Origin of the sequence: Pectobacterium jejuense, from assembly GCF_026800125.1 — a bacterium.
GTDB classification, from domain to species: Bacteria; Pseudomonadota; Gammaproteobacteria; order Enterobacterales; family Enterobacteriaceae; genus Pectobacterium; species Pectobacterium jejuense.
The window spans coordinates 1-12,819 of record NZ_JAPQKX010000024.1 but is presented as its reverse complement, the minus strand read 5'-3'; the positions used below and the strand labels follow the sequence as shown (position 1 = coordinate 12,819).

The following is a 12,819-nucleotide window of genomic DNA, read 5'->3' as shown; positions in this document are numbered from 1 at the left end:
CTCAGCGTGCTGAAGTCAGCGGTATCGAGCAGGATGAGCGGGAGGGAACCGGTCTGAAGCTCGTGGCGGCCGGCCTGAGTGAGCAGGGCGACGGGGGCGGCATCGTCGAGCATGTAGGCGAGACGCTCGGCAGGGTAGCCGGGGTCGAGCGGGACATAGGCGGCGCCGGCCTTGAGAATGCCGAGGAGGCCGATAACCATGTCGAGCGAGCGCTCGACGCAGATGGCGACGCGGTCATCGGGTTTTACGCCGAGCGAAAGCAGGTGGTGCGCGAGCTGGTTGGCGCGGCGGTTGAGCGCCTCATAGGAGAGGTGCTGGTCTTCAAAGAGGACGGCGATGGCCTCGGGCGAGCGGGCGGCCTGGTCTTCAAAGATCTGATGGATGAGTGCATCCTGCGGGAAATCGGCGTCGGTGGCGTTGAAGTCGAGCATAACCTGCCGGCGTTCGCTGTCCGGTAGGATCGGCAGCGTCATAATAGGGCGCTGTGGCTCGGTGGCTAACGCCTCAATTAACCCCTGAATCGCGGTTTCCAGATAGCGCGCAAGGCGCAGTGGATCGACCCCTTCAATAGCCTGAGAAACCAGACGGAACCGCTCGCCAAGATCGTCAACTGAAAGCGTGAAAGGGTAGTTAGTACGTTCTTCTGCTGTGAGCAAACGCATACCACGCCATACCCTGTCTGTCGTTGTGCCCGGCTGACTGTGACGGTAGTTGAATAGCGCACTGAACAGCGGCATTGGTGGCATGACGCCGCTACAGCGTTGCGCCAGTGTTAGCGGTGTCTGCTCGTGTTCCAAAAGCGCGGTTAAATCGCGATAGGTTTCCTGCACAACATCCAGCACGCTGCGGTCTGCGAGGGTGATACGCAGAGGTAGCGTGTTAATAAACATCCCCATAATTCGACTTGCCCCTGCCGTTCCTTGCAAACGACCGAGGAATACGGAACCAAACACCACATCATCGCTGTTGCTGACATGGGCTAACACCTGTGCCCAGGCGACATGGAACAACACGCTTGGGCTGATGCCGAGCTGGCGAGCCTGTTGGCGAATCGCCAGTGCTAATGCGGTATCCAGAGGAAGACGTGCTTCAGCGATCTGTTCGCTGTCGTCTTGCGTCTGCAATATGCCGAAAGGTGCGGTTGGCGTATCGATGTCCGCCAGACGAGAACGGAAGTACTGTTCATGAACAGAGGGCGGTACGCTCAGGATTTGAGCAATAAAATTACGATAGGGAAGCGACGGTGGTAGCGTCTCCGCGCGTCCCTGAAGCAGTAAGGTGATTTCACTGACGATGAGGTCCAGCGTCATATGGTCGCCAACCAAATGGTGGAAACCAAATGCCAATAGCCATTCACCCGTCGCCGGATTATGGGCGATATCGGCGGAGAGCAGCGGTGCCTGATTGAGATTAAGGCGACGATGGCGCGGGTCGGTGTAGGCTTTCAACTGCGAGAGAATATTGTCGTCTGAGGCTGGGACAAACGTACTCACCGGCAGCGGTGCGTGACGCCATACAACCTGAACCGGCTGAGTCAGCCCCTGCCAGCAGAACGAGGTACGCAAAATATCGTGGCGATCGATAACCTGTTGCAGGGCGTGCAGAAACGTATCAAGCCGCTCGCGGTTATCAAAGGCCAACAAGCTGTTAAGCAGATAGGCGTCGCCCTGCTCTTGTAGGCGATGATGGAACAAAATGCCTTGCTGGAGCGGCGAGAGAGAATAGATATCCTGCACGTTGGCCGCGCCGCCGGATACGCTAGCGACAACGGTGTCCAACTCTGCCTGAGTGAGTGTAGCCAGAGGTAGCATCGTGGGCGTGAGCGCTGAGCAGTGTTTGGGAATACGGTTAGGCGGCACCGAGAACGCTGGTTTGTCCTGATTCGCTTGTACCGCCTGCGCCATCTCGCACAGCACCGGCGTAGAGAAGATACGGCTGACATCAATTGTCCAACCCAGATGGTGCAGCCGCTCTATCAAGTTGACGGCCATTAACGAGTGGCCGCCGAGTTCAAAGAAGTGGTCATAACGTCCAACGCGATCCAGCCGCAGTAGCGTTTTCCAGCTATCCGCCAATGCGATCTCGATGCTTCCTTGCGGCGCTTCATAGCCGCGGGTTGCAACAGAAAGTTGGTCAGGTGCGGGGAGCGCCTTACGGTCAAGTTTCCCGTTCGGGGTTAGTGGAAACTGTTCCAGTGTGACAAACGCGGCGGGCAACATATATTCAGCCAGATGCTGTGAGAGCTGCAGACGCAATGTGGCCGGTTCGATTTCAGCACCGGTATGGGGCCGGATATAGGCAACCAGCCGTTTATCGTTAGGGTTATCTTCCCGGACGATAACAACGGCATCCTGTACTCCAGAGCAGGCCATGAGACGCGCTTCGATTTCGCCAGGCTCAATACGAAAACCGCGTAGTTTGATCTGAAAATCATTACGACCTAAATATTCTATATTGCCATCGGGTAGCCAGCGGCCAAGGTCGCCGGTTTTATACATTCTGGCATCGGATTGGTCGGAGTACGGATCGGGAATAAAGCGCTCAGCGGTCAATTCGGGGCGATTGAGGTAGCCGCGCGCAATACCGACGCCGCCCAGATACATTTCGCCAGCGACGCCAAGGGGGGCGAGTTGACCCTTCGCATCAAGAATATAAACGTGGGTATTGTCGATCGGTTTCCCGATGGGCAGAAAATCGTCCCCGATGTGAGAGTATTGATAGATCGTTGCACAGACGGTGCTTTCCGTTGGGCCATACGCGTTAATGACCCGCTTCGTGGTTGCCCAGCGTTTGGCTAGTGCCGGAGGGCACGCCTCGCCCGCGAATATCAGAGTCGTCAAATCAGGAAGCTCAGCGGAGTGATCCAAGGCGCTGGCAGCAATTGGCGGGAGCGTCACATGAGTAATAGCCTGTGTTTGTAGCGTATTGAGTAACGCGTCACCGGGCAATAACGCCTCACGAGAGGCCAGAACGAGGCAGGCTCCCTGACACAGCGTGGTCGTCACTTCGGAGATACAGGCATCAAAACTGAAAGAAGCAAACTGTAAAAGCCGGCTATTTTCAGTGATGCCAAATGCGCGAATCTGTGCGTTAGCCAGGTTACACAGGCTATGATGCTCGATCATCACGCCTTTCGGCTGGCCGGTGGAGCCTGAGGTATAGATAACATAAGCCAGATGATGTGGCGTTAGCCCCAGCGCATCCGCATCCGGATTGTCTTGTGAGGCAGACTTAAAGGCGGCGGATTGCGGATCATCCAGTATCACCAGCGGCAACGTGCTGTTCAGCGTCTCAATCAACGCTGTCTGGGTTAACAGTGCGACCGGTTTAGCGTCATCCAGCATGTAGGTCAGACGCTCGGTTGGATAAGCAGGATCGAGCGGTACATAAGCCGCACCCGCTTTAAGAATGCCCAATAGACCGACGATCATCTCCACGCTACGTTCTACACAAATGGCGATACGGTCATCCGGCTGCACGCCGAGCGAAAGGAGATGGTGGGCTAACTGATTGGCGCGACGATTAAGGTCGTCATAGCTGAGCGTCTGCGTGTCGAATACGACCGCAATCGCGTCAGGCGTTTGGGCAACCTGTTGTTCAAACCGTTGATGGATTAAGGCACCATCAGGGAAATCACGCTGGGTTGCGTTGAAGCCCACCGATAATTGTTTGTATTCTGAGGCTGGCAATATATCGATAGTCTCCGCCAGCGTTTCCGGCGCAGCAGTTAATAAAGAGACGATCTGTTCTACTGCCTGCAACAGATAGGCATTCACCCTATTCGGATCGATAGGACTGATAGTTTGGGTTGAGAGCGAAAAATACTCACGATTATTATCAATTGAGATGCCCAATGGGTAGTTGGTGCGTTCACGGCTAAACAGGCTTTCTACACCGAACTGTCTTAAATTCGGTGCTTCGACACCTCTGTCATTAGTGTGGCGGCAATTGAGCAAGGCACTGAACAGCGGCATCGTGCCGAGCCCGCTGCATCGCTGGGCAGTGGACAGCGGTGTTTGCTCATAGCGTAATAAATTGGCGCATATGTCATTCGCGGTGTTGACCAGCGTAGCCACGCTCATCCCTGCCAGTTTTATCCTGAAGGGAAGCGTGTTGATAAACATGCCTAATGCCGTTGTACTGCCATCGAGACCTGACATTCGTCCGGATAATGTCGTGCCGAATACGATATCGTCCCGTCCGCTGGTGCGGGCGATAACCAATGCCCAACTGGCGTGGAACAGCGCAGCTGGACTGATGCCGAACCGACGGGCAACGTCACGGATCGTTTGTGAAAATTCGGGACTCAGCGATTGACGCGCTTCGGTAGCGCTTTCACCGCTGGCTTGAATATTTGCCACGCCAAACGGTGCCGTAACTTCGTCGATGTCCGCCAGATAGTCTTGAAAAAATGCTTCTGCTGCCTGGTTTTTCTCCTCCTGACGGGAGTAAGCCACAAAATTTCTATACGGGAATGAGGGTGGGAGCGCCTCACCTTTTCCCTGTAGAAACGCAGTGGTTTCCGCGAGTAGCTGACGCAATGAAAGGTTGTCATCAATAATGTGGTGAAATTGAAGCAGGACATAACGCGTCGGTGATGTTGAATCAGGCGCAACATACAAATGCATTAAAGGTGCCTGAGACAAATCCATTGAGGTATGTGAGGAAACGACGCGATCTCGCATCGTGGTGACCACATCGTTGCGGTTTTCTGGTTCCAGATGATGCACATTCAGCAGCGCGTGGCGATGTACCACCTGAACCGGCTGCGCTAATTCCGTCCAGTGAATTGACGTGCGCAGAATATCGTGTCGGTTAATCACGGATTGTAATGCGGCAATAAACGCATCCAGCTTCGTCTGATTTTCTACCCGCAAGAGCGCCGATACCACATAGGGATCGTTATCTGGATGCAGGCGATGATGGAAAAGAATCCCTTCCTGTAGCGAAGCCAGAGGATAGATGTCTTGTATATTGGCGGCGCCGCCAGACACGGTATCAGCAATAGCATCAATATCCTGCTGCGACAGCGTTACCAGTGGCAACATGTCCGGCGTGATTCGTTCAGCACCATCGGGGATCAGGTTGTCTGGCGTCGTGAAGCGGGGTTCGCCCCGATCGTGTTGAACGGCATCAGCCAGTTCGATGAGCGTCGGTGCGGTAAATACGCTACGAACGTCGAGTTTTAAGCCGAGGTGACGCAGTTTTTCAATCAAACTGACAATCAGCAATGAATGGCCGCCGAGTTCAAAAAAGTGGTCATACCGTCCCACCCGTTCTAACCCTAACAGGTCTTGCCAGATTTCAGCCAATGCCGTTTCAATGTCCCCGACAGGCTCCTCATAGTCGCGTGTTACCACGGCGGAACGTTCAGGTGCAGGGAGTGCCTTACGATCCAGCTTGCCGTTTGGCGTGAGCGGGAAAGCCTCGAGCGTGACAAAGGCACTAGGCAGCATATAGTCGGCTAAATGTGTCGAGAGCTGCTGCCGTAGTTCGGCCGGTTCCAGCACCGCTTCGGGCTGAGGCTGAATGTAGGCCACCAGACGGGTATCCCCCGGGACATCCTCACGGGCGAGCACCACCGCTTCCTGAACCCCAGGGCACTGCACCAGCCGGGACTCGATTTCCCCCAGCTCGATACGGAAACCGCGCACCTTGACCTGGAAGTCGTTACGCCCCAGATAGTCCAGCGTCCCGTCAGGCAACCAGCGGGCGAGGTCGCCGGTTTTGTAGAGGCGGGTAGCCGGGCTTTCAGAGAACGGGTCGGCAATAAAGCGCTCAGCGGTCAGCTCGGGACGGTTGAGGTAGCCGCGCGCAACGCCGGCTCCGCCGATATAGAGCTCACCGGAGACACCGACCGGCATCGGCTGACCGTGCGGGTCAAGCAGGTAGGCGCGCAGATCCGACAAGGGCTTGCCGATGAGGCTGCCGCGTCCGGCGTTGATATCGGCGGCAGTCAGTTCGCGGAAGGTGGCGTGAACGGTAATCTCGGTGATGCCGTACATATTAATCAAACGGGTGTGTTCAACCGGGTTATCCGCTATCCACGGGGCCAGCATATGTAGCTCCAGCGCCTCCCCGCCGAAGATGATGCACCGCAGCGTGTGGTCAGCGTCATCCCGTGCGGCAATCAACTGGCGGAACGCCCCCGGCGTCTGGTTAAGTACCGTTACGCGCTCACGACAGATCAGGGAATAGAACTCCTGCGGTGAACGAGCACACAGGGCCGGAACGACAACCAACCTGCCGCCGTAGGTGAGTGCCCCCCATATCTCCCAGACGGAGAAGTCGAACGCAAAGGAATGGAACTGGGTCCAGACGTCGTGGCTGTCAAAGTGGAAATCGTCCTGCGTTGCGTCGAGCAGGCGGGTGACACTGGCATGCTCGACCATGACGCCTTTGGGTTTACCGGTGGAACCGGAGGTGTAGATAACATAGGCGAGATGACCTGGCGTGACGCCCAGCGCGTTCGCGTCGGGGTTGTGGTCAGGCTGCATGTCAACGTCGTCGTTTGCGTCGAGCAGTACGGTGGTCAGCGCGGTGTCCGGTAGGACAGTGGTGAGTGCCGACTGGGTGAGCAGAGCCACGGGCGTGGCGTCCTCCAACATATAGGCAAGGCGCTCGGATGGGTAGGCGGGGTCTAACGGAAGATAGGCAGCTCCAGCTTTAAGGATAGCCAGAAGGCCAATAATCATTTCAGGGCTGCGTTCGACGCAAATGGCGACGCGGTCATCGGGTTTAACGCCGAGGCCGATGAGGTGATGGGCGAGCTGGTTGGCACGACGGTTGAGCGCCTGATAGCTGAGCGAACGTGATTCGAAGACGACGGCGGTGGCGTCGGGTGAACGTTGCACTTGTGCTTCGAAGCGTGCCTGAATCAGCGCGGGAGCCGGCAGTTCGGCGTTGGCCGGGTTAAAGTCGACCAGCACCTGCTGGCGCTCGTCTGCCGACAGCATCGGTACGGACCACAGAGGTTGTGCCACGTCGGTGGCAATGGCTGTAAGTACATTTACTACGTAGCCAGCCACGCGCTCAATGGTTTCCCGATCGAAAAGATCGACGGCATATTCCAGCGAGCCAGTCAGACCATTATCTGTTTCGCTAATCGATAACATCAGGTCAAACTGAGCGCTGTGTTTAGGTTGTTCAATAAAAGAGACGTCCAGATCGGGCAGCGTTAATCTCTGTGAGGACGTATTATTCAGAGCCAGCATCACCTGAAAAATTGGACTGTAGCTGAGGCTACGTGCGGGTTGCAGCACTTCCACGACCTGATCGAACGGGAGATCCTGATGGGCATAAGCGGAAAGTGACTGTTCTTTAACCTGAGCCAGCAGCGCTTCCAGCGTCTTACACGGGTTCAGCTCAATGCGCAGTGCCAGCGTATTAACGAAGAAGCCAATCAGCCCTTCCAGTTCATGGCGGGTACGATTGGCGATCGGCGTACCAATGACGATGTCGTCTTGACCACTGAGACGAGACAGCACGAGGCTCCATGCGGCAAGTACGGTCATAAACAGCGTGGTTCCCTGTTGATGACCTTGTATTTTGAGCGCATTAAGAACATCGGCACTGAGATGGAAAGATACATGGCTGCCCACATAGCGCTGCACGGCAGGGCGCGGACGGTCAGTTGGCAGCTCTAACAGCGCGGGCGCGCCCTGTAACTGCTTATGCCAAAAATCACGCTGTTCGGCGAGCGTATCTTCTTTGAGCCAGTCGCGTTGCCAGGCGGCATAATCGGCGTACTGAATCGGTAGCGGTGGTAAATGGGCCGGGTGTCCGCTGAGTGCGGCGCGATACAGGGCAGAAAATTCACGAACGAAGATCCCCAGAGACCAGCCATCGGAGATGATGTGGTGCTGGGTAATGAGCAAAGCATGTTCTTCATCGCTCAACTGTAATAGCTGGCCGCGAATCAGCGGACCTTGCATGAGATCGAACGGCTCACGCGCTTCACTCTCGGTCAACTCGGCCACCCGTTGGGCTCGTGCCGTTTCGTCAAGGTCGCGCAGGTCGAGGCTGGATAAACAAAAGCGGGTCTCTTCGGGGGCAATCTGCTGGCAGGGCTGCCCATCAACCAGCGCAAAATGCGTGCGAAGGCTTTCATGGCGAGCGATCAGGCTATCAAGTGCAGCCCTGAGCGCCAGTTTATCGAGTTTGCCGGTAAGCCGCAGAGCAGCGGGAAGATGATAGGCCTGACTGGCTGCCTGATCGAGCTGGCCAATAAACCACAGCCGCTGTTGAGCAAAAGAGAGTGGCAGCGGCATATTCCTATCAACTTTCTTAATCGACGGACGCTGTTGATGTCCACGCTGCTTCAGCTGTTCTTTAACTTTTTTCTCCAGAACGGCGCGTTTTAGCTCTTCAATGCTCATGTTTTCTTTATTCATCATTTGTGTCTCCGTCTAAAATCGCCATTAATTCTTCTGCTGACATTGAGTCGAGATCGTGTGTGAGAGCGTCGGTGTCATTTCCCCAGGCTGCGTGGATTTGTGCGGCCAGAATGACCTCCGCTAGTGCGGATAGCTGCGGATGTTGGAAAATGGCAACGATGGGGATGTCGGTTAAAAATTCCGCACGTATGCGGGCGTTTAGCTGCACGGCAAGGAGCGAGTGCCCTCCGAGCTCAAAGAAATGGTCCTGTCGTCCTACACGCTCCAGCCCCAGCAGCGTTTGCCAAATCCGAGCCAGCGCGGTTTCCAGTTCACCCTGCGGTGCTTCATAACCGCGAGTGGCTATTGCCGACTGGTCTGGTGCTGGTAGCGCCTTGCGATCAAGTTTGCCGTTTGGCGTGAGCGGGAAGGCATCCAGCGTGACGAATGCACTCGGGATCATGTACTCGGCCAATTCCTCGCTGAGCCTCTGGCGTAGTTCGGCAGGATCAAGCACCGTATCTGGCTGAGCACGCAGGTAGGCAACCAGTCGTTTGTCGCCGGGGCTATCTTCGCGGGCAATGACCACGGCATCGTGTACCCCTGGGCAGCGGACGAGGCGGGTTTCAATTTCGCCCAGTTCGATACGGAAGCCGCGGACTTTGACCTGAAAATCGTTACGCCCCAGATACTCAAGGGTGCCGTCAGGTAGCCAGCGCCCGAGATCGCCCGTCTTGTACATCCGGGCTTCTGGCGAACGTGAGAACGGATCGTGGATAAAGCGCTCTGCCGTGAGATCGGGACGACCAAGATAGCCGCGAACGACGCCGGCACCGGCGATATGGATTTCCCCCGCGACGCCGAGAGGAACCACGCGCCCCTGCGGATCCAGAATATAGATCTGGGTATTGGCAATGGGGTGACCAATATAAGGTGTTGGTGCCGTCAGGCCATTTAGCGTGGACCAGATCGTAGTTTCTGTCGGGCCATACAGATTCCAGAGCGTCGTTACCTTCTGAAGCAACGCGGTCGCCAGATTCTCAGGCAGCGCTTCCCCCCCGCACAGTGCTTTAAAGTCCGGCGGCAGGGTGAAATCACTTAACTCCAGTAACATACGCCAGGTCGACGGCGTGGCCTGCATGAAGGACACCGCGTGGCGTTCGATCAGCATCGCCAACTGCTGTGCATCTGCCGCCTGTGCCTGCGTGGCCAGAACCAGCCGAGCACCGTTCAATAGCGGCAGGAAGATCTCCAATATGGAGATATCAAAAGACAGAGACGTGACGCCGAGCAGAACATCCTCTTGGGTTATGCCGGGTTCCTTACGCATCGAACAGAGGAAATTAACCATGTTGGCATGTTCCACCATGACGCCTTTGGGTTTCCCTGTTGAGCCAGAGGTGTAAATTACATAGGCCAGATTCTGTGGCGTTAGCCCTTGTTTACGAGCCTCAGTCGGAGTATCCGGTTCGTTATCAAACGGACTGGCGTCTCCGCCATCAAGCAGAACCGCAGGCAAGCTGTCGTTCATTATCCCGATATGGGCCGACTGAGTGAGCAGTACGACGGGTTTGGCATCATCGAGCATGTAGCGCAGACGTTCGACGGGATAAGTCGGATCTAATGGTACATAGGCTCCGCCTGCTTTGAGGATACCGAGTAGCCCGACAACCATGTCCAGACCGCGTTCGACGCAAATCGCGACGCGCGCGTCGGGCTGTACGCCGAACGAGAGAAGATGGTGGGCAAGGCGATTAGCCCGGCGATTAAGATCGTCATAGCTAAGGACGGTTTCCCCGAATACCACCGCGATGGCATCAGGTGTGCGGGCAACCTGTGCTTCAAACAGTTCGTGGATAAGCGCATGCCGTGGGATATCCACGTCGGTTGCGTTGAAATCAACCAGCATCTGTTGACGTTCGCTGTCCGGCAGCACCGGCAGGCTCAGTATGGAACGCTGAGGTTCTGTTTCCAGCGCATCGACCAGGCTGCTGATTGCCGTCATCAGATAGCTCACCAGACGATGAGGGTCGATGTCTGCCAGCGTCTGCGCAACCAGACTAAATCCTTCGCCCCTATCGTCTACTGCAAGCGTGAGTGGATAGTTGGTGCGCTCTTCTGACGTTAGTACACGAATGTCGCTTAAGGTATTGTCGGTCGAGCCGGCCTGCGTATGGCGATAGTTGAGTAAAGCACTGAATAACGGCATTGGCGGTGTCACACCGCTACAGCGTTGAGCCAGCGCCAGCGGTGCCTGCTCATGCTCCAGTAGCGTCATCAAATTGTGTGAGGTGTGCTGAACCACCTCTGCTGCGCCGCGATCTGCAAGAGAAATTCGCAGCGGCAGCGTATTGATGAACATCCCCATGATTCGGTCAGCCCCTTCTGCGCCGGCAAGACGACCGAGCAGAACAGAGCCAAATACCACGTCATCACGACCGCTGGTCTGTGCCAGCACCTGCGCCCAGGCAACATGGAACAGCACGCCGGGGCTGACGCCAAGAGAACGAGCCTGTTGTCGAATAGCGGATGCCAATGTGGAATCCAGCACCAGACGGGCTTCGTGGATGTCCTCGCCGCTACCCTGTACGTTAAGTAACCCGAAAGGTGCGGTCGGTTCATCAACATCGGCTAACTGGTCGCGGAAATACGCTTCATGCGCTGAGTTCGGTACGCTTAGCGTCTGGGCGATGAAATTGCGGTACGGGAGCGGGGTCGGTAACGCGTCAGCCCGATGCTGCAATAATAAGCGGATTTCGCTGACGATCAGCGCCAGCGTCATATGATCGCTGATCAGGTGATGGAAACTCAGCGCCAGCAGCCACTCACCTTTCTGGGGATCGTGAGCAATATCGGCCCTGAACAACGGTGCCTGACTGAGATCTATCCGACGTGTGCGCGGCTCGGTATGGGCCTGCAACTCTGCCAGTACCTCGTCCTGTGAGGTCGGTTCAAAATGGTTGATTGGCAATATTGCCTGACGCCATACCACCTGCATTGGCTGGCTTAAATCCTGCCAGCAAACGGCAGTGCGCAGAATGTCGTGGCGATTAATGACGTGTTGAAGTGCTCCGAGAAACGCATCAAGACGTTCGCGGTGGGGAAAGGCCACCATGCTGCGCAGCAGGTAGGTATCCCCCTGATCTTGCAGGAGATGGTGGAAGAGAATGCCCTCTTGCAACGGTGCGAGCGGATAGATGTCTTGTATATTGCTCGCACCGCCAGACACGGTATCGGTTATCCGATCGATCTCCGCCTGAGTAAGCGTTGCCAGCGGCAGCATATCAGGAGTAAGCGCAGTACATCCTGCCGGAATACGGTTAGGCGGTACGACAACGGTCGGTTGATCCTGATACGTCTGTATCGCCAGCGCCATTTCACTGAGAACCGGTGTTGAGAAAACGCCACGCACATCAAGCGTCAATCCTGTACGGCGGAGTCGCTCAATCAGGCTGACGATCATCAGCGAATGTCCGCCGAGTTCGAAGAAGTGATCGTGGCGGCCAACACGATCCAACCCCAACAGCTCTTGCCAGAGCGCAGCCAGTGTGATTTCGACGTCGCCCTGCGGGGCTTCATAACCACGAGTAACTACGGCGGACTGACCGGGAACGGGCAGCGCCTTGCGGTCCAGCTTGCCATTTGGCGTGAGCGGGAAGGCGTCGAGGATGACGTAAGCACTGGGCACCATGTACTCGACTACATGCTGACTAAGCTGCTGGCGTAGGTCTGCCGGTTCAGGTGTAGCTCCGGGCTGCGCGATGAGGTAGGCGACCAGTCTGGTGTCACCGGGGCTGTCCTCACGGGCAATGACCAGCGCTTCCTGCACGCCGGTACACTGCAGCAGTCGGGCTTCGATTTCCCCCGGTTCGATGCGGAAACCGCGCACCTTAATCTGGAAATCGTTACGGCCGAGGTATTCGATATTACCGTCAGGCAGCCAGCGGCCGAGGTCACCGGTCTTGTACAGTCGGGCCTCTTTTGCATCAGAGAACGGGTCGGCAATAAAGCGCTCGGCGGTGAGGTCGGGGCGGTGGAGGTAGCCGCGTGCGACGCCGGCTCCGCCGATGTAGAGTTCGCCGGCGACGCCGACCGGTACGGGCTGACCTTTCGCATCGAGAATATAGATGCGGGTATTGGCAATGGGCCGGCCAATGGGGACGCTGTCGGTGAGTGAATTGGGTGTACGGGCATCAAAGGTGATACAGCCGACGACGGTTTCGGTGGGGCCGTATTCGTTGATGATGCGGGAGCCGGAAGAGAGCGCCTGCCAGAGTGCGACGGTGGCAGGGGACAGCGCTTCACCGCCGACGACAAAGAGCAGGTCCGGGCAGGTCTTGCGGGCGGACTGCAGCTCCTGACCGAGCGCGGCAAGGTGCGTCGGTGTGATTTTGACCAGCGTACCGGGTTGAGCATCAAGCAGCGCAGGCAGTAACTCGGTGAG

2 protein-coding genes are annotated in these 12,819 nt (G+C 56.5%); both read right to left on the bottom strand.

Annotation, left to right across the window (positions count from 1 at the left end):
* The coding region (locus NXT09_RS22260; RefSeq protein WP_441845167.1) for a non-ribosomal peptide synthetase at positions 1-8,393 on the bottom strand (8,393 nt) is incomplete at its 3' end.
* Positions 8,386-12,819: non-ribosomal peptide synthetase (locus NXT09_RS22255; protein WP_268581181.1), on the bottom strand; the 4,434-nt coding region annotated here is incomplete at its 5' end. The genes NXT09_RS22260 and NXT09_RS22255, both read right to left, overlap by 8 nt.